Source organism: Sphingorhabdus sp., from assembly GCF_046154385.1.
GTDB lineage: Bacteria > Pseudomonadota > Alphaproteobacteria > Sphingomonadales > Sphingomonadaceae > Sphingorhabdus_B.
On sequence record NZ_JBJXFW010000007.1, the window covers coordinates 1 to 25584 of the forward strand.

A 25584-nucleotide genomic window follows, 5' to 3' on the forward strand; every position below is an offset into this window, starting at 1 on the left:
GAAATCCGCACCCGTCGCGGCAATCAGCGCCTCCGCGCCCTCATGTTGTTCGCGCGGTGGCAATGGCGTGGGGTCGATTGTCAGCCGCCGCTCCGGCAATCCGTCGCATTGCGCCGCGTTGAACACAACGAAGCGTTTGAGGAACGGAATCGAGCGGGGTTCGCCCTCCGCACCCTCGCCGTGCTCGCGCCCTTCGTCGGGGGTGAAGCGGTCGGCGTAAAAGATCGTATGGCCGCGCTCGCCCTTGCGGACGCATCCGCCAGCGGCCAGCGCCTGCCGGAAGGTCAACCAGTCTTGCGATGGATAACAGCCCTCAATGACCGCGCCCCACAGAATGAGAACATTCACGCCTGAATAGGGACGCCCCGAACCCGCGTTGCGGGGCAATCCCGGCACGGCTGCCGCCGAACTCCACGGCTGCGCCCAAGGGAAGCGACCCGCTTCAAGCTGGGCAATGATCTTGGCTGTCACCTCGTCATAAAGCGACGCGCGTGACGCGCCGCCTTCTGTCCCGCCCTTGCCTCTGCTCCGCCGTATCCTGCCTTGATCCACCATCGTCGCCTCCCCGCCTCTAAAACCACACGCCCCCGGAGAGGGGGGTGGGCGGCAAAGAGCGACCAAGAGGCCCGCCGCGATCAGGCGCACCTGTAAGGCTGTAACACAGTGAAAGACCCGCTTGCGGGTTGCGCCTGAGCGCGGCGGGCCTAGCCGGAAGCGCCGCCCATCCCCCTCTTCGGGGACGGCCACAAAAACGCCGGCGCACCCGCGCCGTCCAAAAATCAGTCGAATATCATTGAAAGAATATCGCCGCGCAGCGGCCGAACAAGAACGGCACCCTTGCACAGCGCGACGCCAGCCGGACGCCCTGCGCGCGGGCCTGTGGGCCAGCGGGCGTCCGGCCAGGAGAGAGGCAAGAGCGCCTGCGGGTCAGCACACAGACTCCGCACCCTCAAGGAGCGCGCAGCGAGGGAAAGAGTGCGACCTTAGAAAATCCCGCTCATTTGCAACGGGCCGTTAGGACCTCCCTTCACCTTGCGCCCGCGATCGTCACCGGCAGGCCGAGACGCCGCAGGCGGCTCGGTGGAGCGATCCCGCGCTGACGGGAACGCGTAATAGAGCGCGGTGCGGGCTCGCCCGCAGGCGTTAAAACTAGACTTCTCTGTCTAACACGTTAAAGTGTTGCTCATCAACACGGAGATATGTGAGCTGCCCATCCTATACACCCCTGGCCAACTGATGGCGGCATTTAGTCTGAGTAAGCAGCGTTGGCGGACAATTCGGGCAGCCTTGCCTCCGCTGGACACGGGGCCAGGTCATGCTCCGTGCTTTAGTGCTGGATATTTTGTTGCTGTGGGCGTTGCGAAAGTAGTTACGGACCAGTTGGGTTCGCCGCTTTCGACACTATCGCCGGTTGCTTTCGGCTTATTCGAATCGTGCACTAACGTGCCGTGGTTCCAGCTTGAGCGGTCCCGAATTTCAATCATTTTGAGCGAGCAGAAGGTAGAGCTGCTTGCAACCGATGTGGCGCGTGGGCCGACGGAATTGGAAATTCTGATTTCGCTAGAACCAATCACTCGCGCGCTTCGTGAACGGTTGTTGGATGTAGATGTAGATCCCCAGCACAATCTCGCATTTTCGCCCGTGATCGCTGCGGGACAAAGGCGATGAACGCTTTCGACATCATAGACCGCGAGACCATCGGCCTTGGGTATCGCCGGGACGCTATACGCAGGGACTACGTCTACAGCGACCTCTGGGGGCCGTCTGGCACCGTGCGCACAGTTCCTTTCGCCGCGTTTACGCAAACGCCTCCATCCTATCGGTCCGCTGCCTTCGCGGCTGTAATGGCAGATAATCGCGACGACTCGTCTGTCGTTGGCGAACACAAGGCACTCGGCGCACCTATCATATTGCTGATCGCAGGAAATGATGTCTCCGTTTGGCAAATTCACGCCAGCAAGCCGCCCGAGCTTAAAGCCAGAGCGGGCCTAGACGCGCTTCCTCGATACTTCGCTGAGAACAAAGCGACCTGGGCGCCGGACGCAATTCATCGCGCCAAGTCCATCGGCCAGATTGAACCACAGTTTCAGTTAGATTTTGTCGATGCGGGACTCATCACAGCGATAGAGGGCGAAGTTCACGCCAAGCTGGATCGTCTCCTTCACGAAGCGCTTGATAGTTCGATGAATGCGAACGATACAGAAATCGGTGCGCGTGCGCTGTTCCGTGGCGTATTTAGGTTACTTGCCGCAAAAATTCTAATTGATCGTGGTCATCCCAGCGCGTCGGCATGGGCCGACTACAGCGTGGAAATGGTCTTAAATTCAATCGGGCAATATTATCAGCTCGATACTACTGGGAATGATGACCCTTGGCCCGGATCGGCAAGGTTGGCTGAGGCCTGGACGACGCTCAGGTCTGGCCTGAATGTTGCGAATGTATCCGCTGATGATCTGGCCTATGTTTACGAAAATACACTCGTTACCCCGCAAGCCCGTCGCGATTTTGGAACGCACAGCACCCCAAGGCATGTAGCTGAATATATTGTTAGACGGTTGCGACTGTGGGAACATGGAACCCAGCTTCCGAGGGTTTTTGAACCATTCGCTGGCGCCGGTGTCTTTTTGGTATCAGCGCTGCGTCACATGCGGGACGGATTGCCGCACGACTGGACCGATCAGCAACGGCACGACGTGCTTGTCAATCACATTCGAGGGTCGGAGATTGATCCTTTCGCATGTGAAGTCGCCAAGCTTTCGCTCATCTTGGCAGACTATCCCAACGCCAATGGGTGGAAGATTGAGGAAGCCGACCTTTTGCAGAACGGGGCGTTGGCTAGCCGAGTCGAAGGGGCAAACGTAATATTATGCAATCCCCCGTTCGAGAGTTTGGATGGAACTCAACGGACGATCTACACCGATGCTGCGGAGATAAATGCAAACAAGGCCGTATTCGCGCTGGAAACAGCGCTTCGGGCAAAACCAGACTCGCTGGGTTTCGTAGTTCCGAGGGCGTTGCTCGTGGATCGGCGCTACCGCGCCCAGCGAGCTGCAATTGAGCGGCAGTTCCGCGACGTCGAACTGGTCTCATTGCCGGACGGCATTTTCAACGTGTCGCAGGCGGAAACGGCATTGCTTATTGCTCGGGGTAAGCCTGCGGAACGAGGCGCGCAAGTTGTGCGGGCCAGCGAAGTCGATGATCGTGATCGTCGAAGTTTTGCGCAGACCGGGATGCCTTCGCGGATGCGAGAGATTACGCGCCAATGGTCGCCTTCGGAAGAGGGAAATTTGTGGGTTCCGCCACTAGCAACGATTTGGCAGCACCTTGGCGCATTGCCGACGCTGGGTAGTTTTGTCGAAGGGCATTGGGGAATTCGCTGGAATGACGGAAATCAGGCAGCGCATCTCAGCAACGTGCCAGTAGCGGATTGGAAGGTTGGCGTCTTTGCTGCCCAGGGCCATCGACAATTCCGGGTCGGCAAGATTGGTTGGCTCGATGTTAATCCTTCCACGATTTACGGCGCGGCCAATCTGGCTTGGGATCAGCCAAAAATACTCTGCAACGCGGTAAGACTGAGCCGCCGTTATTGGCGGTTGGCTGCCGCCGTTGATCGAGGGGGCTTGTTGGCATCTCAGCAGTTTATCGGTTTCTGGCAGCGGCCAAACTCAAGAGATGTGGACCTCGACGCACTTGCTGCGGTGATCAACAGCCCGGTATTCAACGCCTTCGTGTCAGATTACTCCTTCGACAAAAGGTTCCGGATCAAAACGATCCTGAATGCGCCTGTTCCAAGCATTTTGTCACCAAGGCTCGGCGAGCTCGCCAGACAATATTCTGTCCTAGCGGCGAAGCAGGCGGAGTCGCCGGAACTGAATAACCTGTTAATGAATATCGACGCCGAAGTCCTAGCCGCCTACGATCTTCCTCCCCGGTTCGAGCGGATGTTGTTGGGGGCATTTGAGGGCAGCGATAGGCCCGTGACACACAGTTGGTCGGGCTGGGGTTTGGATGCCGAAGGACCAGCGTTCGGTCTCGGTGAACATTTGCGTGGCCTTCCTGAATCTGCTCGCGGTGATTGGCTCGGTCGGAAGATGCGGCCGGTCTCTAATGAGGAGGGAGCGCTAGTCGCTCCATATCTCCCGTAACCGTATGGAAGGGTTTCTTCTCGATACTTCCGCACTCTCCACATACCTGAATGTGGAACATCCGAATCATGCCAGCGCGGCAAAGGTCTTTGCCGGATTTGGTTCGGAGTCGTCGGTCTTCGTATCAATTGTGAGTCTTGGCGAGCTAGAATTCGGCGTCCGGCTAGCTGAAGCTGCATCCAGTAAACGAATGATCGAATTTCGTGAGCGGCTGAAGGTTGCCGCGCAGTATGCGCCCCTAGATATGACGCGCCATACGGCCGCCGTTTATGCTGAGTTGCGAAGTTTGGTTGCCCTCAAAGTGAGGCGCAAAGCGAACAATCAAAAGCCATCGCGGTGGCTTGAGGATTGGGTCGATGCCAATACCGACAAGCAGTTACAGATAGATGAGAACGATCTCTGGATTGCCGCGCAGGCGAAAGAACGCGATCTTACGCTGGTAACCAATGATCGCGATATGGAAGTTTTCGCTGAGATCGATCCGGAACTTCGCCTCTTGAAGACCTATGAATAAGCACGATCACGCCGCATAGCGCCCATCGACCAACCGCCGTGCCTGACCAATGGCCGTCAGCGCATCCAGCACCGGCGTAACACCTTTTGCATTCGTGCCTTGAATGGCACGGGCGATATCGCGAGGGTGCAGCGCGATTGGCGCTGCGGCGAGGATTGCGGCGACGGCGCTGACTTGTTCGGCCAACGTCTTGGGCCAGGGGATGACGGCTGCGGGTGCGGCAACCGGCGCATCGCCCAGATCAAGCGTGGCGTTGACTTGCGGAGCCGTGGCACCGGGGGACTGGAATTCGGGGCGGAGCCAGCGGATCACGCCCTTTGCCTCTTCGGCGGCACGAGTGTTGTTGAGTGCAACCAAGCGCGTGAGGATGTCTTCATCGCTCAAGTCAGCGGGCCAGCCATAGGCTTCGGCGACGGCGGTATCTATTGCATCGTGATGCTGCCGGATCAGCGTCACCAACCCGCGATCATGGATGTCGCGCTCCTTATCGGTCAGTGCGCGGCCTGCTCTCAATGCTTCCACCACGTTATAGAGGCCGGTCAGGGTCAGATCGTCATGCGCGGCCAGCACTTGCTTACGCAAGGCGTCGAGCGCTTCCGCTTCGGAGCGGATGCGGGCTTTGAGCGGATCGGGAACATCTGCCGGGAATGGGAATGGGTCGAAGCAACGCGACTTCACATAGACCGGGTCGTCACCCATCCCCAATCGCCCACCGCTTTCAATGGCCCACGGCACATGAAAACGGCTCGAAAGAACACCAAGGAAATAAGCGTCATCAAGTGCGATGCAGGCCAGCTTGTTATCCGGCAGGATCGACATGGGGAGGAACTGGAACACGCGGTGTTTGGCGGTTTCGATGGTTGCGATGTAGCGCGTCACCCCTGATAGTGCTTTGCGGAGTTCACTACGTGCTTCACCGAACAACCACCAATTATCACGATAGCTGGCGCGATTGTTCTGCTCACGGTGTGGCTTCACCGTTGTCGCAACATGCTGATAGACTGCTGGATAGCGATCCCTGACTTGCGCTTCGGTCAGGCCGTAAAGGTCGATCACTTTCACCCCGCGCGGTCGGGAAGCAAGATCGCGCCCGTTGCGATAGTCAAAAATCACTTGGACATCGCCCGCACCGCCCGTGCGAATTCGCGCTTCCTCCCGTTTTCCATCATCCAAGGATGCAGAACCTTGGCCTTCTTCGGGGTGACGTAAGAAGGCTTGTGGACGACCCACAACGCCACGCGGACGACCCGCCCACGCCGAAGCAGGATCGAGCAATACCACCTGCGCAGGCGTGACGATAAAGCCGTCACCCATTAACTGGACGCCGCGTGAGGCGAGCTTATCATTTGCCTTCAACGGAATTGTGGACGCAACATCCGCACCAATGCGTAGATCGGCGCTAATCTGCCCGATATTGATGCCGAATGTAACCGTTTGCGGTGCCGCAGTTTCGTCCAAAACGGTTTGCACCATCCCTGAATCGCGCCCGGATTTTCGTTGCGGTTCAACCACGGTCATAGCGATGCGGACGGCGGCCCCGTCCTTTTCATCTACCCAAGGGTGATTGGGAATCGCAAATCTCAGGCTGACGCCTGCCTTGGCATCCAGATGTTTGGCGATAACGCGACGGCTGAAAACCTGCGTAATGCTGTTGGTGGTGACGAAGCCAAAGCGCCGGGACTTGTCCTTGCGTAGCGCAACCGCCGCCTTATCCCACCAGTGCATAACAAAATCCGCGCTTTCGGGAACATCGGTGGTCTTGAACAGCGCATCAAAATAGCCGCCACCCAACCGCTCGCGCACATCCTTGCCACCAATAAACGGCGGATTGCCGACGATGAAATCTGCCTTGGGCCATTTTGCTGCCTTGGGTGCGACGTATCGCTCCACCTCAACCCGCGCATCCTCGTCCGGCACCTTTTTGCCGGTCACTGGATGCAGCTTCATCGTTTCGCCGTCCCAACGGGTAAGCGGCTTGCCATGCTCGTCCCGCTCCAGCACTTTTTTATCCCAAGTGATAAGGGCATCGCGGTTCTCAATTGTCTTCACATCGCGCAGCACAGGTTCGGGCGGCACTTTCCCTTCGCCGTTCACACGGAAATGCCATTGAAGATAGCCAATCCACAGCACAAGCTGGGCAATCGCTGCTGCGCGGGGGTTGATCTCGATGCCTAGGAAATTTTCAGGCGTGATGGTATGGCCGCTCAATTCCGCCACGGTCTGCTTCTCGCCTTCAGGCGCGAGTTCGGCCAGACGCCCGATCACTTCGCCTTCCAGCTCCTTCATCCGAGCAAGCGCGACATAAAGGAAGTTTCCGGTGCCGCAGGCAGGATCAAGCACTTTGATCTGGGCAAGCTGTGCGTGGAATTTCTCGATCACGGCATGGGCTTCATCGGCCTTGCCCGCCTCGATCAACTGACCGGCGGCAGCCTGCACCCCGGCCCAATCGGCGCGCAGCGGTTCCATGATCGTGGGCATGACCAACCGTTCCACATAGGCGCGCGGCGTGTAGTGCGCGCCGAGCTTGGCGCGTTCCTTGCTGTCCAGCGCCCGTTCAAGCAACGTGCCGAAGATCGCGGGTTCGACATGGTTCCATTTGTGCGTTGCCGCCTCAATCAACAGGCCGATCTCGTCAGCATTGAGCGCAATTGCCGTGGTGTCCTTGAACAGATAGCCGTTGAAGCGCAGCACGGTTTCGCCTGCGTCGCCAAGCACACCGGCCAGTCCGCCCTTATCCATCACTTGCCAGAGCGATGACAGGTTCGGTGCGAAGTTTTCCGGGCGCTTCTGCATCCGGGTAAGGAAATTGGTGAAGCTGCCTTCCGGGATCAACTGCACATCCTCGGCAAACATCGTGAACAGGCAGCGCATCAGGAAGTCGGCAACGCGCGTAGGATTCTGCTCGCGCTTTTCGAGGCGCTTGGAAAGTTCCGCCAGATGCCCAGCAATCTCGCGTGTAACGCGGGCGGCTTCCTTCGACGGATCAAGACTGAGCGGGTCGGTCCAGATCGTCGCAAGCCGCGTGCGGACGTCATCGCTCCGCAAGTCATCAAGCGCGATGCGGAAGCGCGCAGCATCTGGGAACTGGGTATATTGCTTCCCGGTTCCGGTGAAATCGGCATAGACGTCAATGCAGTGGCCGACATCGGTAACGAGCAGGAAGGGAGGCCAACCGTGATTAATCGGCAGCGCCTTGGCATAGCGTTCGGCCTGTCCGCGTGCTTCCACCATCGCCTTCGACCAAGTGGGCGTGCCGCGCTTTGCCGTGCCGCGCTTGAAACGGGTGGCGGCGGTCTGGCCGAAAATGTCAAGGTCGGCCTCGCCCTGTTCTGCGGCCTTGCGGTCGGCATCACTACCTTGCTTGGCTTCGAGGACGAAGCAGTGGCGCTTGTAGGCGTCGATTCGCCCGAAACTTTCGGTGCCATCGGCTTCCTTCTGGAAAACGCGGCGCTCGAACACATAATCATTGTGGGTATCGTCGGTGCGGCTGCCCTTGGGCGGATCGACGCCGATCAGGGCGCAAAGACCGTTGACGAAACTTTGCGTGTTCGCAAGTTCGGAGCCGCCGGTCAGCGCCCATTCGGAAATGAAGGATTCGAGTTTGTCGTTATCTGACACGGATTGTCTTTAGCCGTCGAAGCTCATTACTCGCAATCAACAAACGGGGTTGAAGTTTCATTTGGAGTCAGCGCCCTCAGTGACCGCAAGCCAATACCGCGCGTAGCGACGTTCACCAGCGCGGATCAACGCACCCTTAACAATCAGGTCGTTCAAATCGCGGGTTGCAGTCGCCAGACTTGCCCCAGTGATCGTCCGGTAATTCCCAGCACTCAACCCGCCCGCGAATCCATCCGGCCCCTCGCGGAACAAGCGCAGCAGCGCCTTTTCCTGCCGCTCGTTGATTTGCCCGCGTAAGCCATCAAGCAGCCGTGTCTTGTCGATCAGGAAGCGGATGCGCGTGATCGTCCGCGCCTGCGCCTCGATGACAATATCGGCAAACCATGTCAGCCAGGCGTCGATGTCGTTGCTCTGGCTACCGAGCTGAAGCGCGGCATAATAGGCTTTGCGGTGGCGATGGATCGTTTCGGCGAGTGCCGTTAAGGTCGGGGCCGCAAGGTTTTGCGCCAAAGCCTTTTCAGCAATCGCGCGCCCGATACGGCCATTGCCATCCTCGAAGGGATGGATGCTCTCAAACCACAGATGAGAGATTGCGGCACGGGTGATCGCCGGAAGCGGGTTCGCAGATGCCGGTACGCTTCCGTTGAACCACGCTATGAAGCGGGACATTTCCGCAGGAACGGTATCGGACGGCGGTGCCTCGAAATGTACACGCGGCGCGTGAAGCGCGCCCGACACGATCTGCATCGCGTCTTCATGGCTACGGTAGCGCCCAACATCGGCAATATCGCGCCGCCCGTTCATCAACATCGCGTGCCACGCGAACAGAGTCTGGTCGTCAAGCGGCGCAGCATGATTGCGATACACATCGGCCATCAATTCAGCGGCCCCAGCTTCTGCCGCACTTGCGCGGCGCTGATCGGTGGCAAAGCCCAGATGCCGCGCGAGCGACGACTGGACGCTGGCGCGATCAAGGATTTCTCCCTCAATGGCGGAGCTATCGACCACTTCTTGAGAGATCAGTTCAATGGTCAGGCCATCGCGGGCATCGGCGTCGAGGTGGTGCAGCGCGCCAATGACAACGCCCGAACCTTTCAGGAATTGCTCTTCGGACGCGCGGATGCGATCCGCGTCGAAGCGAAAATCAGGCCAATCGGGAAGCTGCCAATTCCAGCGCATGATGGATAAGATGCCTTTCTATCAATCACGATATAGCATGATTATGATTGATAAAGCGAGCTCCAATCAATCAGGACGGTCAGATTGACGCTTCGCGAGGGTTATCTGTGGGAAAGACCCCAATTTTGCCACTTTAAGGTCGCCAGCGGCGAAGTGGAGACAAGTGCGGTGAAGACGCGGGCAAAGGGGTGCTTGAGGCTCGGCGCACCTTTTTCCTTCACCCGCTTGGCCGGTGTTCCGATCAAGAGCGCCAGCGGCGCATCGGCAAACCGGCACAAACGCAGGACTCCCAAGAGCATCAGCGATGCGGAGTCAGCGTTTGAAGTGGGAAGTGTCTGATACCCCTTACGACACTGGTCAGGACTGATAGGTCTGCTAACGCCGCGCGGTTCTCGGCATTCGGGAGCGACCGGCACGATCTCGTGTCGCGGCGGCTTTGGCGGCCCTCGCCGCAGCTTCGCTGTCGTCGCCAGGCTCTCGGGCCAATTCCCAACCGGTCATGCCCATCAGGACGCGGTCTGCATGTTTCACAGTGTTCACATGGCCGTAATGCTGTTCGATCATCTTGACCGACGTGCCCATTTGCTCGGCAAGGATATAGACATCGACGCCTTCTGAAAGGCGGAAGGTCGCATAGGTATGGCGGAAGCAATAGGTCGAACGGGAAATCCCGCTCGGCCCGATCCGCAAGTCCGATTCCGTCAACAGGTCCTGCACCGTGTCGCTGTAGAGATACTTGGCCGGCTTGCCGTTGATGATGGTGAAAACGGGATCGTCTGGCTTGGTGGCCTTGGACAGTTCGCGAACGCGGTCGAGGTAATCTCCGACACTCTTTGGCGCGACCAGTCTGCGGGACTTGCCTTTCCCCTGCACAGATAAGACGACAATCTCCCTGCCGTCACGGTCCTTCGCCGCCATGATGTCTCGCCAGCGCAAGTTCCTCGCTTCCGGTGGACGCATCCCCGTGTTGCACATGATGAGCATGAAATTGTAGCAAATGGTTCGATACCAGATGCCCTGCGGTGATGTCGCCGCCTTGATCCATTTGCGGCCGAAGCTGTGCAGCTTGCGATATTCCTCCGTCGTGAACTCATCACGCCGCATGGTTTTGAGTTTCGGCCTGCCTTCAAAACGATGGCTCGCCGGAACATAGCGTTTGCTGATAGCGAAGCTCATCACCGCGTTGAAAGCGCCCATTTCAACACCAATGGTTGCGTCGCTGACGATTGCCCGCGTCCGCCCTTTGCCGTTCTCTCTTCGCCAAGTAGGATAGTTACTCCAACGATCTTGACCAATTAGGTGAATCTGCGTGGTTCCAACATAATCGTCCAACACCCGGCGACAGCGATTTGCGACGTTCTTGACGCTGTCGGCGGCCACTTCGCCCAACTTGGCACGCCGCTGCTGCACAGCGATATATTCCTCTGCAACCTGCCGAAAAGGCCGGTTAAACACGGGAACATCATGCTTGATCCGAAAGCGAATATCCGCATCGAGGTCGAACGCCTGGTCATGGGCTGATTGTCGGTCCGCCGTCCCTAGCGCAACGGTCTTATAGCGATCCTCCTTCGGGAGCTTGATGCGGCAATAAAAGTTGCTGTGCGCCACATCGCCACGCCTGAAGATAATCAGGCCTGATTTAAGCTTCTCCTTGTCGGTGATAAAGGCCATCGCGATGCTCCACTGTGCAGAATCTGTGTAGATTAGCTGCGCAGGGGCGCGGAAATCCATAGCTGTGCAGGTGCTGTGTAGCTGTTTATACCTTATTTTATTAGGCGATTCCAGTTGTTTACTGGAATCCTGTCGTCCCGACCAATTTTTACCAGCTTAAATACAATAACTGACAGATGCATAGATTGCTGTCATCGGTATCGTGCGAACTATTACTTAGCAGATTACATATTCCTTTGCGTCGCGGAAAGAGAGTTTTCGTGGATGGACATCGAACCAAAATATTGTAATGTAGTCATTTTATTAAGCTTAGAGGAAGTTAATCTTAGTTGCACGCGGACATAATAATGAATCACAAAATTGAACAGAATGCAGATAAAACACGAAGGGTAAGGGGGGCCGTCATAACAGGCTTCACCTTTGCACTTACGCTGGCCATTAGCGCTTATCTTCTAATCAACTTTAGTAAGTCGAACAGCGTTGCATTTGGTAGCTTTTGGTTTCTGGTTTTTCTTCCAGCCTATCTATGTGCAATAATTTGTTATGTCGCTGATCCCAAAGGAGATAAGCCGCCTATTTTCTATTGGAGCGTCCCTCTAATATTCACCAGCATCGTAGTATTGGGGTCGCTTTTTTTCTTACAAGAAGGAGTGATCTGTCTTGTAATGCTATCTCCGCTGTGGTTGGCTTTTGGTTGGCTTGGCGCTTTTATCATGCATCGGCAACTCAGAAGGCCTCGCAATCCAAACATATTACATTCAACGCTTGTTTTTCTGCCGCTTTTAAGCGGTGGTATAGAGAGCCAAATCCCTATATCTCATGAGCATATCTCGGTGTCGCGAGAAATAATAATCGACGCAACTCCCCAAGAAATATGGCCTTACACAATTTCTAATGCATATATTAAAGATGATGAAGGTAGATGGAATTTCACTCAGAATGTTTTGGGTTTGCCACGCCCACGCGCAACAATTCTTAGTGGTGAAGGCAAGGGTGCCGTTCGCACGGCTTTTTGGGGCGATCAAATCAATTTCAACGAAAAGATTACACAATGGCAACCCGGTCGGCTTTTGAGCTGGTCTTTCGCTTTTCCAAACCGCTCTTTGCAAGACCATACGGATAAACATATCTCACCGGACGGCCAGTTTCTTAAAATCGATTCCGGTAACTATAAGCTGACTCCGCTAACTCCTGAAACCACGCTTGTGTCTCTACGCACTAACTATGTCGCAAAAACCCATGTTAATTCTTATGCCGCCTTCTGGGGTGAGATATTAATCGGTGATATCCATAACAACGTTCTCGCAATCATTAAACAAAGAGCGGAGATCAACCATTCCCGAAACGCGAAATAATGCGATGTCCATCAGTGAAGCAATGACTCATCGAGATAACACAATTAGATAAAAAATGACCAGTTTTTACGATTTTTATATTGTGTAGGCATATTTCAATACATCTTCTACGCGACAGCTACGCACTAATGTTCAATTGTACTCTTTGCCCAAAGCGTCAAATTCCCATTCTTAGTTTCGGGATTCCCTAAAAACTCTGCTAAGGAACAGCCTTAGCCTTTTCCCCTTTCCTACAAATAACCATATCGGTTATATCGATTCGCGAAAGTGAGGATTGATATGGCGATAACCAATATTGACCGGTTGATTGACGAACTCATCGCACGCGAGGGGGGATTTGTGGATGATCCGGCGGATCGGGGGGGGCCTACGCGGTGGGGGATTACCGAGGCGGTGGCGCGTCGGCAGGGGTTTACAGGGGATATGCGGTTCCTGCCGCGCGGCGATGCGGCGGCCATTTACAAGGACCTTTATTGGACCGCCCCGGCCCTCGACAAGGTCGCAAAACTCGCTCCCTACCTTGCCGCAGAGCTGTTTGACAGCGGCGTCAACATGGGCACCGGCACCGCCGCCGGATTTCTGCAGCGCGCGTTGAATGCACTGAACCGCAATGGCCGCGACTATGCCGACCTTGCGATTGACCGGCAGATCGGCCGCGCGACATTGGCCGCACTCGCCGCCTTTTTACGCATGCGCGGAGCCAGTGGTGAGGATGTTTTACGCAAAGCCATCGATGCCTTGCAAGGCGCACATTATGTCCGCCTTGCCGAAACCCGCCCTTCGCAGGAAGCCTTTCTTTATGGCTGGCTTACGAACCGTATTGGATAATCATCGGAGATTAATCATGCCCCTTATCGAAAGCATCATCGGCCCTGTGTCCAGCCTGATCGACAAGATCATCCCCGACCCCAAAGCACGCGACGCGGCAAAGCTCGAGCTGATCAAGCTGCAAGGTAGTCAGGAGATGGACGCGCTCCGCGCGCAATTGTCGGCGATTGTTGCCGAGGCACAATCGGTCGATCCGTGGACCAGCCGGGCGCGGCCAAGTTTTCTATACGTCATGTATGCCATGATATTGTGGGCCATTCCCATGGGGCTGCTTGCCGCGGTTCGCCCCGAAGCGGCGGCGGACATTGCCGCGGGCATGAACGCCTATCTGAACGGCCTGCCTGAATCGCTTTATGCACTTTTTGGCACCGGATATCTTGGATATACGGCAGCCCGCCAATGGGGGAAAGTCAGGGGCGTCGAAAAATAGTTGCAAACAACCGGCCTCATCCGTTACCCCGTCCCTGCCTTTCGGGGCTTTTGGGATATAGGAGGAATGATATGAAAAAATTTGTCGCAACCGCCGCCGCTTTGGCATTTACAATTTCACTGGGTGCATGTGGCCAGGCAGGCGAAGAAGCCGCTGAAGAAACCACAGAAGCTGTAGAAGCAACTGGCGATGCTGTCGAAGCTGGCGCTGAAAACGCAATGGAAGCTGCGGAAGGTGCGGCTGACGCTACAGCCGAAGCTGCTGGCGACGCCGCCGGCGCAACCGCGGATGCCGCAAAAGACGCGACCGCGGCTGCGGGCGCTGCGGTTGAAGAAGCCGGTAAGGATATGAAGGAAGCCGCGAAGTAATTTCGCTACTTTCGTATAAGAAGCCCGCCGTTGCCTGATGCACCGGCGGGCTTTTTTATGCGTTCAATTACAGCATGAAGCCCAGATCGCTGCTGGCGAAGCGACCGATGTTGGGGGACACGCTGGCCAATTCATTGGCCGAAACGCCGAACCATGTCGCAAGGGTAGAGGCATATTGGTCGACCGCGACGGTGGGCAACAGGCGGCCTTGTCCGACCTGGTCCGGGCTGGTCACCGAAATTTGCGGGGCAACGCCATAGAAACGACCGCCATTGACTGCGCCGCCCATGATAAAATGGTGCGAGCCCCAACCATGATCGGAACCATCGCCGTTTGACTGCAAAGTCCGGCCAAAATCGGAGGCAGTGAAGGTCGTGACCTTGTCGGCAACACCCAATTCCACGGTGGCCTTGTAAAAGGCATCCATCGCGAAATCGAGATTACCCATCAGATTGTTCTGATTGTTGATTAGATTATCATGCAGGTCGAAGCCGCCCATGCTGACCATGAACACCTGACGCCGTGCACCCAAGGGCTGACGTGCGGCAATCAGCCGGGCAACAACTTGCAACTGTTCAGCCAAGCTGTTGCGACCGGCGGCCGGACGGAAAGACGTGGTCAACGCAATCGGCTGCAATGCAGTGGTCAATACGCCTTCAGAGTCGATAGAACGTTTGGCGACGCGGTTATATTCGGCCTCCAGAACATTGTTGCTGGTCTGGGTCATCAAAGTCCGCAACGCGGTGCTGCCGGCACTAGACCCAAAGAGGGAGTTTTTGATGCCATTGACAGCAAGCGCTCCGCCGGACGACACCTGATATGTCAGGGCCGTCTGACCGGAAAGGAACACCGCGTTACCCGTGGCAGAAATACAGGTGAACAGCGAATTGGAATTGCTCGACATCGCAAGGTCGCCCAATCGTCCGCCCCAGCCGTCGGTTGCACCTTCCGGCTTTGATGATTGCCAGGTCGATTGCTGATCATTGTGCGAAAACAGCTTTGCCGGACGCGGGTTCGCGGTTTGGTTCGAACTGTTATACTGCGCCAAGGTCAACGGCGCGACCAGTGGCCCGACATTCAGCAACGGCGCCATTTTGCCCTGATCGAACAAGGCCTTTAGCCGCGTCATTGTCGGTGCGAGTGCATATTGCAGATTGTTGGTCAGAACCTGACCACCGCTTGGCGAAAGCGCGGTTGCAGCAAGGCTGGATCGCGCCAGTGTAATGCCGCCCGCCGTTTGCCCTGCCCCGCCACCACGAATGGCGCTGTACAGGTCGTAATTGGTCGAATCGAACGGGATCAGCGTACTGTTATGGTCGTTGCCGCCATATAGGAAGATGCAGACCAACGCCTTATAGTCATTGCCCGCGCTGAACGCGGCGGCCTCGCCAATGCCGGCAAGTCCCAGAGCGAAAGACGATGCAGAACCTGCAATCGCCACTTGTTTCGAGCGGCGAAGAAAGGCGCGCCGCGACAGTTCATTTGCTTGACTGATATGCATGAGGTGGTGCCTTTACTTCTGAACGAGATAGTCAGGTGAAGCCATGACGAGCAACACGGCTATGAAGATCCGCCGCTGCTTGTCGGTTGTCGAGCTGGTTTGCGTGACCGTCGTTGCATCCAGTGCGGTTTTGATTGTCGCCTTGGAACTGTCCGAAATCTGGTTTGCGGCCAACAACAGGCAAAGCCGGTCCAGCAACGCCGTTGAATCATGGGCGATTGCAAGTTCGCTGGTATAGGCCGCTTTCACGTCATTCCCGCCGATACCGTTTGTCGTGCCAATGGCCGTGGTCATGAAGTTGACATAGCCCGGCGTGCTGGTTTCGTTGATGATCTGGAATTCCGGGGCAACCAGCGAATTGGTCGCAATCGCTGTATTTGCCGGGACATAGCCGGGACGGAAGAAATTGAACACCGAAGGCGAACGCAACGGACTTTGTCCAAGCCCGCTGGCCAAATCGGAATAATTGCCCAGTCGCCAGTTGCCGCTGGTCGAAGCGGCACCAAAAGTGCGGCCCCATTGGACAAAACGTAAAATCGGTTCGCGTACTTTCCCGAAAGTAGGGGCCGTCAAGCCGGCGGCATTGCGTGCTTCGTCATCAAGGAAGATCGCCTTGAACACCGCCCGCAAATCGCCCCTTGTTCCTGATCCATTGTTGTTGAAAATCTTGGCAACCCGGTCAACATAGGCCGGGCTGGGGTTGCTGGTCACCAGTCGCTGGATCATCTGCTTCGAGAAAAACGGCCCCACATTGGCGTGGTTGAACAGAGCATCCAATGCCGTTTTCAATGCTGCGGTGCCATCAGTATTGGCCGCGATAGTCGTTCCCAAGAACGACGCTTCCAACGTGGAATGCTGGCTTGTGGTCGAAGGGAACTCCCACTTGGTCGGGTCGATGGTCATTGGTTTCAGCACATAACCTGTGCTGTTGATCCGTCGGTTGGGATCGCTGACCGTTGGAAGCTTTACATTGCCGGTGAAGTCCCAATTATATCCTGTGAAAACGCGTGCAAGGTTCGATACATCATTATTCGTATAGGTTTCAATCGGCTGGCCATTGGCATCCAGCTTGCGGGTGCCGTCATTGTTCAGTTGATACAGGCCAATGGTAAAAAGCTGCATCACTTCGCGCGCGTAATTTTCATCAGGCACCCGTCCTGAACGCGTATCTTCCTTGCGATTACCGCGCGTGCTCAAATAATAGCCCATGGCAGGGTTCAGCGTGATATCTTCGAGCAGTTTGCGAAAACTGCCAAAGGCATTGCTGTTCAATTGATCCCAGTAAAATGCGATCGCCTGTGCGCGCCAGTCAAAATCCAGCCCCTGAAGCGATACGACAAAAAATTCGGACAATGCCAAAGCAACGCGTTTGCGCACTCCATTGGCTTCGGTCATGAGCTGGCTCCAGATCATGTAATCGCCCGGATATTCATTATCGAAAAAGTTATCCGTCGTAACCTGGTCGTATCCGCGCGCCGCGAGCCATGCGACGCCGGTCTGGCTAATCGGTGCATCCATCTGGGCGGTTAGCCAAGGTTCAAAGCCGACGGAGCGGATATTCGAGATTTCTGCTTCGGTGGCAGACAGGCTGGATTTCAGAATGAAGCGCGCAGCTTCGGCGTCGGTCGCTGGCTTTGCCACTTGCGCCGTGGGTGGCGCCGATCCACCGGAACTACCGCTGCCGCCACCGCCGCCGCCACACGCCGCAACCAAGAAAGAAGCTGCCGGGATTGCATAGACAAGGGGGGATTTTCCGGATTCGCGTTCATCCAAGGCAGAGGCGGCATCTTCAGGAATATCAATCTCTGTGACCCCATCCAGACTTATGCCGTGCAAAGCTTCCTTCATAAACAGCCCTCGCTTTTTGGTGAAAGCGACCGCGAATTATGCCGGGGCCGGTTTCATAATTAACAGGTGACTAGTCGGGATTGCTCAAGAGAATGTTTCAGGAGGTGGTAAATTCAATTTAATATTTGGGGCCAGAACCCGCCTAATGTGCCGACTACGCGACGGACGGACAGGATTTATAAACCATTTATCAACCAGTCCCATCTAGGGTTTGATCATGGTTATAAGTCGCATCTTTCCAATGGTTTTCGTGGTTTGCGGAACGTTCATCTTTTCGACAGGCGCCCGTGCCGAAGTCTTTGAGTTGGCGGGCAACGGAAATTTCGTGCAAATTTCTCAACCCGCATGGCGTCCGGAACCTGTTGTTTTAACAGACAGTTACGCCCCTGTAGTCATACAGCCCGCCGCAACCGTCGGACAGAGCACGAGCCAAAGCACAGGCAGTGTGCGTCAACATATTCAGTTAGCCGCACGGCAATATGGCATCAGCAGCGACCTCATAGACGCCGTCGCATGGCAGGAATCACGCTATAATCCCCGTGCGATTTCTTCGGCGGGCGCCATCGGCGTTATGCAACTGATGCCCGGAACCGCGCGGAATTTGGGTGTTACCAATCCGCATGATGTGCGGCAAAATGTAGCCGGCGGCGCGGCATATTTGCGGGAGCAGCTCGACCGGTTTGGCAACAATGTGCCGCTCGCTCTCGCGGCCTATAACGCAGGACCTGGGGCGGTCCGCAAATATGGCGGCATTCCGCCCTATCGCGAAACCCAAAATTATGTTCGCAAAATTATGCAGAGGCTGTCCGCAGTCTCCGTTCAACGCGTCGATTATTGAGTGAGGCCAGCATGAAAATGAACTTTGGTTTGAATACACGGTTACTGGCGGCGGCGACCCTGCTTGGCGCTCTTCCACAACGCGCATTGGCGCAAGTCGCAGTTTCCGACCCGCAAGGGTCAGGACCTATCGTCAACGCACTTGGTTGGATGCAGGGCACATTATTGGGCAATGTTGCGACAACAGCAGCCGTCATAGCAGTGGCGGTGGTGGGCATGATGATGCTGACGGGCCGGATGAACTGGCGCTTTGGCGCGACTGTCATCATCGGTTGCTTTGTGCTGTTCGGGGCCACCGCGATCGTTTCGGGAATACGTGTCGCCGCAGCAGGAGGCTGATCATGACTCCGCTAAATCGGACCCCCATTTTTCGCGCCCTGACCCAGCCGCAAATGTTTGCAGGCGTGACCTATAGCTATTTTATCATCAACCTGATCGTTACGACCGAGATATTTCTTATCAGCGGATCATTCTGGGCGATCCCCGCCGCCGTTCTGATCCACGCCATCGGCTACATGGCCTGCCTGCGCGAACCGAGAATATTCGATCTTTGGATCACCAAAGTCAGCCGCTGTGGTCGCACCCGTACCCACGACCTATGGCGCTGCAACAGCTATCGGCCTTAACGTATGAAACTCTCTTCACAAAAATTGGCAAAGATGGACCCGCGCGCAGGCGACCGCTTGCCATATGCCGGTCACGTTAACGACCATAGCCTGGCAACGCGCAATGGCGAGTTGATCCAGATGGTCCAGATCGACGGAATCGCATTCGAAACCGCGGACAGCGAAACACTGAACCATATGGCAGCGGTGCGGGATGTTGTCATGCGCGGCATCGCCAATTCCAATCTGATGCTATATTGCCACGTCATCCGGCGTCGCGTTACCGCTGAACTTTCTACGCCCCAGCCAGAAGGCTTTGCCCGCGATCTTGACGTCGCATGGCAAGAGCGCTTGCGCGGCAAACAGCTCTATATCAACGATATCATCCTGATGCTGGTGCGCCGACCGGCGCGCGGCAAGGTCGGTTTTGTCGAACGTCTAACAAAATGGAGTGGCGGAAAGCGTTCACCCGAAGAGCGGCTGGCCGAACAGGCCCGCGAATTGCGCGAATTGGATGGTGCCCGCACCAATTTGATGTCCGCCCTTAGCCGCTACGGTCCCCGTGTTCTTGAACGCTATCAAGGGGTCAGCGGCATCTGTTCAGAACCACTCGAAATCCTATCGGCCTTATACAATGGCGAAATGCAGCCGCTGCTGGAACCTACCGGAGATGCAGGCCACTATCTGCCGTACAAGCGGATCAGCTTTGGCCTCGACGCGCTGCATTTGAAAGGGTCAAGCGCGGAAACGTCACGGTTTGGCGCGATTGTATCGATCAAGGATTATCCGGCAACGACAAGCCCCGGCATGCTGGACAATCTGTTGCGGCTTCCCCACGAATTGACGCTTACCGAAAGCTTTGCCTTTGTCGACCGGCAAATTGCCGACGAGCGCATCGGACTGGCGCTTCGCCGTTTGCGTGCGGCATCGGACGAAACAACAACATTACGGCAAGGCTTGCTTGGTGCCAAAGATGAATTGACCGGCGGTGCCGCGGCCTATGGCGAACATCATTTAAGCGTTCATGTCCGGGCGAGCAGCCTGCCTGCATTGGATGCGGCTGTCGCGGATGTGCAAGCGTCTCTGGCTGATATCGGTGCAGTTTCGGTGCGTGAAGACCTTAATCTTGAAAGTGCCTTTTGGGGACAGTTTCCGGGGAACGCCGAATTCATCGCCCGCAAGGCGTTGGTGTCGACGGCCAATCTGTCCGGACTAATCTCTTTGCACGGATTCCCGATTGGCGCCCCTGCGGGCGGACCTTGGGGTGAACCAATTACCGTTTTGGAAACGACGTCAAGCACACCTTATTTCTTTAACTTGCACAGCGGCGATCTTGGGAACTTCACGTTGATCGGTCCGTCGGGTTCGGGCAAAACCGTTGTGCTGAATTTCCTGATTGCCCAATCGCAAAAATTTAACCCCCGCACCTATTTTTTCGACAAGGACCGGGGTGCCGAGATATTTATCCGGGCGATTGGCGGGCATTATGATGTGCTGCGTCCAGGCAAACCGACCGGATTCAATCCCCTGCAATTGCCGAGCTCCGCGGCCAATCATGCGTTCTTGCGGCAATGGCTTTCTCAAATGCTGACCCCAAAGGGCAGCCAACTGACCGCCGATGAGAATGCGATCATCGCAAGCGCAGTCGAGGCCAATTTCGATCAACCTGCCGAACACCGTCAACTGCGCTACCTCGTCGAACTGCTTGCCGGTGGTGCCCGGCCGGTTCGGGGCGATCTCGCGTCCCGGCTGGCCCCTTGGTATGGTGCGGGCGAATATGCTTGGCTGTTTGACAATGCCCGCGACCAATTGGATCTCGATACCCGCACAGCCGGTTTTGACATGACATCGCTGCTGGACAATCCCGTGCTACGAACCCCTGCGATGATGTATTTGTTCCACAGGGTCGACGAACGGCTGGACGGAACACCGTCGATGATCGTCATCGACGAAGGTTGGAAGGCGCTGGACGACGAAATTTTTGTGCATCGGTTAAAGGATTGGATGAAGACAATCCGTAAGCGCAATGGCGTCGTCGGATTTGCCACCCAAAGCGCGAGCGATGCAATCGAAAGCAGGATTGCAGCCACCATTATCGAACAATCTGCAACCCAGTTGTTTATGAGCAATCCGAAAGCACAAGCATCCGATTATTGCGATGGCTTTGGACTGACCGAACATGAGCTCGATCTGGTACGTTCTCTTCCAGAACATTTGCGCTGTGTGCTGGTGAAGCAAAGCGGCAATAGCGTCGTTGCACGGCTTGATATGGGCGATATGCCTGATGCGATGACAATTTTGTCGGGCCGCGAATCCAGTGTCCGAAAGCTAGACGAGCTGAGACGCGATCATGGCGATGCCCCCGCAGATTGGATGCCGCAGTTAATCCAGGCCGCCGAAGAAGGGCCGTCTGCCCTTTGGCATAGTACGAAAACGGGAACCGGCGGCTGATGGCAAAATGCGCCGCCATAAACGCCTCGGCCGGGTCGGCCGAAACGATGGTGAACACCGTCGATTGCTATATGCAGTCGACGGTTCAGGCGGGTTATGCCAGCCTACTCGGTCCGGGCAGTATGTTTGGTTATGCGTTGACAATTGCCTTGACCATCTATGTCGCTTTGGTCGGCTATCGCCTGATTTTCGGACGTTCATCGCTCAGCATGAACGAAATGGTTCCACGCATGTTGCTTATCGGGGCCGTGCTCGCGCTGACGAGCAATTGGGCGACCTATCAAGTTTTGGTCTATGATGTGTTGACCGATGGACCGCAAGAAATTGTCAGCGCCGTCACCCCGTCCGCAGGGCGGGGGACAAGTGTCAATGCGCGCGTCGATATGCTGTCCGGCCGGATGGTTGACCTTGCCGATGCATGGACGGAATTTGATGCACGACCGGAAAATGTGACCCCGGAAAATCCTATACCGGCTGAAGACACAGAGTCCGATGTAAAACTGCCCGCTACAGCGAATGGCATTACCGCCATTATCGCTCCCAAAGACTCGCTCGGCCCGAATATGTTGCTGCTCAGCGCCCTTCTTTTGGTGTTAGCTTCGGCAGGTACATTGGTGGTGGCCAAGATAATATTGGGGTTGCTGTTGGTGCTCGGCCCCATATTCGCAGTTCTCGGACTTTTTTCGGTGACCCGAGGCTTAACGCTTGGCTGGGCGCGCGCTTCGGTTTTGATGGCTTTGGTCCCTGTCATGGCAGTAATGACGGCAGCAGGCGCAACGGCGCTCATCGAACCTGTCTTAACCGATATGTATGTGTCCGCCAATCAGGGCATATTTTCATTGAGAGCCGCGCTGACGATATTGGTCATCGTGCTCATTACCGTCGCCGTATCCGTTCAACTGTTCCGTATAGGTCGGACAATCGTGGGCGGATGGACCGTTTCTTTCGGCCAAAATCCGCAAGTCCAGAACGCACCGGCCGTCGCACCGGCATCTCCCGAGATCATGTCGACAACCGGTTTTGTCTACAATGAACGACTGCAGTCGATGGTCGGCGCGATCGAACGGTCGGCGGTTGCCACGTCAACGACCGGATCCGCGAATCAACGCGCCATTTTGATGCCCCATCGCTTCGAATCTGAAACAACAACCAACCGGAATGACGACATGAAAACTGATCGTCGCATTTCCAAGGGCCGCGTAACTGCGGTCCGCGCCCCGATAAAATCCGTCAGGAATGCCGCATGATACGAAAAATTCTCATAATGCTGCTCGCCAGCTTGGCACTGCTTTCCCCAGCAACGGCCCAAACGGTAAAGACCGGATCGGTTGCCCCCAATATCCGCTATGTCAATTATGACCCCAATGGTGTCATCCGCCTGATTGGCCACACCGGTTATCAAATGTCGCTCGAATTTGATGTGGGTGAAAGAATAGAGACCGTCGGAATCGGCGATTCATCGGGTTGGCAAGTGACGCCCAATGGTTCGGGCACAGTCATGTTTCTGAAACCTGTCGGTATTCCGCACACCACGAACATGTCAATCATTACGAACATGCGCCGGTATAATCTTGAACTCGTTGCCAAATCCGGATTGCGGGTCGCACCCAGCCAGGTCATTTATGCCGTCCGGTTCAGCTATCCGCCAAGGCCCGCTGATGCAGCAGCGAATGCGTCTGCGCCGCCGATCATTGCCACCCCGCCGGAATTGTGGAACCGTGCCTACAGCTATGACGGGGCCAAGGCAAATGTACCCGATCAAGTGTTCGATGATGGTAAAGCCACCTATTTCCGCTTTACCGCTGGCTCCGCAACTCCCGCAATTTTCAGCATCACGCCGGATGCGGGCGAAAGCATTGTCAATTTCGCCATCCGCGGCCCGTATGTGGTTGTGGAACAGGTCGCGCCGCAATTTGTCCTGCGCCATGGCAAGGAAGTGACCTTCATCTTTAACGACGCCTACGCAGCGCCAACGCCCGGCGTCGATGCGCCCAAAGCAAGGGCCAAAAAGAAATGCGGACTTTTCGGCTGCAAATCACGGGAGGCAAAACCATGAATCATTTGAAACCCGAAGGCACCGATCCGCGCACCGAATTAAATGCTGAAGCGCTCGAAAGCGCAAACGCGCCAGTGCTTTCGCCGGTTGCTATGCCTTCGGGCCTATCGCCAGGCCTGAAACTGGGCTTTGTGGGCATTGGCCTGCTGGGCATTCTTACCTTTACTACATTGGCAACCAGCCGGGGCGATGCGACACAGACATCCGGAAAGCAAACAGGAACGACGGTTGCAAATATCGTACCGCAAGGCGGTTTGGTGCCCCAAGCCGTTCTCTTGCCCGGCCCGCCGGAATTGCCGCCACCTACCCTTGTCCCGCCGCCGGTTGATGCCACTGGCGCACCCATCATGGGTGTTGTCGGGCCGCAAGCGCCAGTGGCAAGCCGTTTGCTTGCGCCGGGCGTCGTCGTTGACTTGACCAAGGGTGGTCCAGCCATATTACCGCCAACGCCCGGTCTTGCAGGGACCAAGGCCGATGAACTCAGCGCCGATGACAGATTTGCAGACCGTGTGGCGGCCGCCGAAAATGCACCCGCCCGCGCCGTTCGTATCGCAAACAGCAGCTATACCGTGCCGCAAGGTGCTATCATCGCTGGCGTTCTTGAAACCGCAATTAACTCCGACCTTCCGGGCTATGTCCGTGCCGTCGTGAGCCGCGACGTGATGGGTTTTGACGGACGCCGCGTGCTGATACCCAGCGGCAGCCGCCTGATCGGACAATATAAGTCCGGCCTGACCGCAGGCCAGTCGCGTGCCTTCATCGTGTGGACACGCCTGACCCGTCCGGATGGCGTAACGGTTTCGTTGGGTTCACCTGTGACCGATCCCTTAGGTCGCGCCGGTTTGGGTGGAAAAGTCGACAGCCATTTTCTGAAGAGGTTCGGCTCTGCGATCCTGCTATCGGTGGTGCAATCCGGGCTAGGCTTGTTGCAGAACGGCGGCAATGATGTCGTCGTCCGCACCGCTGATGACGCCAAAAGCGTGGCCGGAATTGCCTTGCAACGCGACATCAGCATCCCGCCGACGGTCAAAGTGGCACAAGGCACCGCAATTCGCATTTTCATCGCCCGCGACCTCGATTTCTCCGGCACCGATGGCGGCGTGCAATGAACATGATGACCCCGGTTTCCGGGGAAGGCGGGAATGTCTATCTCAACAGCTATCTGGCACCATTCGCCGAATGGCTGACGGCAGGTGATGTCACCGAAATTTTGGTCAACCGTCCGCAGGAAATCTGGGTGGAGCGGATCGGCGCGGAAGAAATGGAACGTCACGTGGCTCCTGCCATCGACGCGCAGTTGCTTGAGCGATTGGCCCAGCAAGTCGCCCGGATCAGCCATCAGGGTATAAATCGCGAAAGCCCCCTTTTGGCGGCAACATTGCCCGGCGGCGCGCGCATCCAGATTATATTGCCCCCCGCAACACGCGGCTCGGTTGCGATAGCGATCCGCAAACATGTGCTCCACGATTTGACTGTGGACGGATATCTGGAGCAATGCCGCAAGCTGTCGTTGCATAGCGCAGAAGGTAAGGCGGCGTCATCGCAAATGTCGCTTTCGACCCTGCTTCAACAGGGCGATGTTTCGGGCTTCCTCAAAGCCGCCGTCGCGGCTCGTAAAACCATATTGCTTTCGGGCGGAACATCGTCGGGCAAAACGACCCTCCTCAACGCCCTGCTCAAGGAAATTCCGGCGAGCGAGCGGGTAATCGCGATTGAAGACACGCCCGAAATCAAACTCGGTCGCGACAATGCCGTCGGCCTTGTGGCTGTGTCGGGCGATCAGGGTGAAGCGCGCGTTACGATCGAGGAGTTGATGCGGGCTTCCCTTCGGATGCGACCCGACCGCTTGATCGTAGGCGAATTGCGCGGGGCAGAAACCGTAACATTCCTGCGCGCGATTAACACCGGCCACCCCGGTTCGATCAGCACGATCCACGCGAGCACCACGCAAGGCGCGTTCGAACAACTGGCGCTGATGTGTATGCAAGCCGACCTAGGTTTGGGCCGCAACGAAACCATCGAATATGCGCGATCCATGATCGATATTATAGTCCAACTCGACCGGAAAAACGGCCAGCGTTCAATCGCGGATATTCAATTTAAAGGCGACTGACGCGCTCTACGGATTTACGTGGTGCACCCAACTGGATTCGAACCAGTGGCCCCCAGATTAGGAAT

General features: G+C 56.3%; 22 protein-coding genes. 16 read left to right on the forward strand and 6 right to left on the reverse strand.

From position 1 onward, the window contains the following. On the reverse strand, window positions 1-555 hold a 555-nt coding region (locus ACKVOS_RS01355), incomplete at its 3' end, for an ArdC family protein (RefSeq protein WP_409210228.1). A 681-nt stretch (window positions 556-1236) separates the two neighbouring features. On the opposite strand from ACKVOS_RS01355, the gene ACKVOS_RS01360 reads away from it, so the two are divergent. From ACKVOS_RS01360 to ACKVOS_RS01370, 3 genes are read left to right on the forward strand one after another with little or no spacing between them, the layout of a single operon-like run. Next, window positions 1237-1668: a hypothetical protein gene (locus tag ACKVOS_RS01360; protein WP_409210229.1), complete on the forward strand. Its 432-nt coding sequence runs from the start codon at window positions 1237-1239 to the stop codon at window positions 1666-1668. Further along, a complete protein-coding gene (locus ACKVOS_RS01365) occupies window positions 1665-4145 on the forward strand; it encodes a class I SAM-dependent DNA methyltransferase (RefSeq protein ID WP_409210230.1) in 2481 nt (826 codons plus the stop codon). Before ACKVOS_RS01360 ends, ACKVOS_RS01365 begins: the two co-directional genes overlap by 4 nt. 4 nt (window positions 4146-4149) lie before the next feature. After that, the gene (locus ACKVOS_RS01370; protein ID WP_409210231.1) at window positions 4150-4659 is read left to right on the forward strand and encodes a PIN domain-containing protein; all 510 of its coding nucleotides are present in this window, start codon (window positions 4150-4152) and stop codon (window positions 4657-4659) included. Between the two features lie 6 nt (window positions 4660-4665). Here the strand turns inward: ACKVOS_RS01370 and ACKVOS_RS01375 are convergent, their stop codons facing one another. Both ACKVOS_RS01375 and ACKVOS_RS01380 read right to left on the reverse strand, forming a co-directional pair. Continuing rightward, entirely contained in the window at window positions 4666-8277 is a 3612-nt protein-coding gene (locus ACKVOS_RS01375; protein ID WP_409210232.1) for a class I SAM-dependent DNA methyltransferase, read from the reverse strand. 57 nt (window positions 8278-8334) lie between these two features. Beyond that, window positions 8335-9456: a Fic family protein gene (locus tag ACKVOS_RS01380; protein ID WP_409210233.1), complete on the reverse strand. Its 1122-nt coding sequence runs from the start codon at window positions 9454-9456 to the stop codon at window positions 8335-8337. 84 nt (window positions 9457-9540) lie between these two features. On the opposite strand from ACKVOS_RS01380, the gene ACKVOS_RS01385 reads away from it, so the two are divergent. Further along, window positions 9541-9795, forward strand: coding sequence for a hypothetical protein (locus tag ACKVOS_RS01385; protein ID WP_409210234.1), 255 nt, complete (start codon window positions 9541-9543; stop codon window positions 9793-9795). Window positions 9796-9831: 36 nt separating this feature from the next. Here ACKVOS_RS01385 and ACKVOS_RS01390 read toward each other — a convergent pair whose 3' ends face one another. Then, window positions 9832-11187, reverse strand: coding sequence for a tyrosine-type recombinase/integrase (locus tag ACKVOS_RS01390; protein WP_409210235.1), 1356 nt, complete (start codon window positions 11185-11187; stop codon window positions 9832-9834). Between the two features lie 287 nt (window positions 11188-11474). Between ACKVOS_RS01390 and ACKVOS_RS01395 the strand changes: the two genes are divergently transcribed. From ACKVOS_RS01395 to ACKVOS_RS01410, 4 genes are all read left to right on the forward strand, one after another. Then, entirely contained in the window at window positions 11475-12482 is a 1008-nt protein-coding gene (locus ACKVOS_RS01395; protein WP_409210236.1) for a hypothetical protein, read from the forward strand. A 279-nt stretch (window positions 12483-12761) separates the two neighbouring features. Beyond that, window positions 12762-13310, forward strand: a complete 549-nt coding sequence (locus ACKVOS_RS01400; RefSeq protein ID WP_409210237.1) for a glycoside hydrolase family 108 protein — start codon at window positions 12762-12764, stop codon at window positions 13308-13310. 16 nt (window positions 13311-13326) lie between these two features. Continuing rightward, a complete protein-coding gene (locus ACKVOS_RS01405; RefSeq protein ID WP_409210238.1) occupies window positions 13327-13740 on the forward strand; it encodes a holin family protein in 414 nt (137 codons plus the stop codon). Between the two features lie 71 nt (window positions 13741-13811). Further along, entirely contained in the window at window positions 13812-14108 is a 297-nt protein-coding gene (locus tag ACKVOS_RS01410; RefSeq protein WP_409210239.1) for a hypothetical protein, read from the forward strand. Between the two features lie 67 nt (window positions 14109-14175). Here the strand turns inward: ACKVOS_RS01410 and ACKVOS_RS01415 are convergent, their stop codons facing one another. Together ACKVOS_RS01415 and ACKVOS_RS01420 are read right to left on the reverse strand one after the other, a co-directional pair. After that, window positions 14176-15609, reverse strand: a complete 1434-nt coding sequence (locus ACKVOS_RS01415) for a DUF1501 domain-containing protein (protein WP_409210240.1) — start codon at window positions 15607-15609, stop codon at window positions 14176-14178. Between the two features lie 12 nt (window positions 15610-15621). Continuing rightward, entirely contained in the window at window positions 15622-17457 is a 1836-nt protein-coding gene (locus tag ACKVOS_RS01420) for a DUF1800 family protein (protein WP_409210241.1), read from the reverse strand. A gap of 217 nt (window positions 17458-17674) precedes the next feature. Between ACKVOS_RS01420 and ACKVOS_RS01425 the strand changes: the two genes are divergently transcribed. The 8 genes from ACKVOS_RS01425 to virB11 are packed head-to-tail and all read left to right on the forward strand — an operon-like array spanning window position 17675 to window position 25519. Continuing rightward, entirely contained in the window at window positions 17675-18295 is a 621-nt protein-coding gene (locus tag ACKVOS_RS01425; RefSeq protein ID WP_409210242.1) for a lytic transglycosylase domain-containing protein, read from the forward strand. A gap of 11 nt (window positions 18296-18306) precedes the next feature. Further along, window positions 18307-18633, forward strand: coding sequence for a TrbC/VirB2 family protein (locus ACKVOS_RS01430; RefSeq protein WP_409210243.1), 327 nt, complete (start codon window positions 18307-18309; stop codon window positions 18631-18633). Window positions 18634-18635: 2 nt separating this feature from the next. After that, window positions 18636-18920: a type IV secretion system protein VirB3 gene (locus tag ACKVOS_RS01435; protein ID WP_409210244.1), complete on the forward strand. Its 285-nt coding sequence runs from the start codon at window positions 18636-18638 to the stop codon at window positions 18918-18920. Window positions 18921-18923: 3 nt separating this feature from the next. Next, the gene (locus ACKVOS_RS01440) at window positions 18924-21350 is read left to right on the forward strand and encodes a VirB4 family type IV secretion/conjugal transfer ATPase (RefSeq protein WP_409210245.1); all 2427 of its coding nucleotides are present in this window, start codon (window positions 18924-18926) and stop codon (window positions 21348-21350) included. Then, complete coding sequence (locus ACKVOS_RS01445; protein ID WP_409210246.1) at window positions 21350-22597, forward strand: type IV secretion system protein; 1248 nt, start codon at window positions 21350-21352, stop codon at window positions 22595-22597. Before ACKVOS_RS01440 ends, ACKVOS_RS01445 begins: the two co-directional genes overlap by 1 nt. After that, window positions 22594-23406, forward strand: coding sequence for a TrbG/VirB9 family P-type conjugative transfer protein (locus ACKVOS_RS01450; RefSeq protein WP_409210247.1), 813 nt, complete (start codon window positions 22594-22596; stop codon window positions 23404-23406). The genes ACKVOS_RS01445 and ACKVOS_RS01450 overlap by 4 nt, the downstream gene beginning before the upstream one ends. Then, on the forward strand, window positions 23403-24515 hold the full coding sequence (virB10, locus tag ACKVOS_RS01455; RefSeq protein ID WP_409210248.1) for a type IV secretion system protein VirB10: 1113 nt from the start codon (window positions 23403-23405) through the stop codon (window positions 24513-24515). The genes ACKVOS_RS01450 and virB10 overlap by 4 nt, the downstream gene beginning before the upstream one ends. Continuing rightward, entirely contained in the window at window positions 24512-25519 is a 1008-nt protein-coding gene (virB11, locus tag ACKVOS_RS01460; RefSeq protein WP_409210249.1) for a P-type DNA transfer ATPase VirB11, read from the forward strand. Before virB10 ends, virB11 begins: the two co-directional genes overlap by 4 nt. Window positions 25520-25584: the final 65 nt, after the last annotated feature.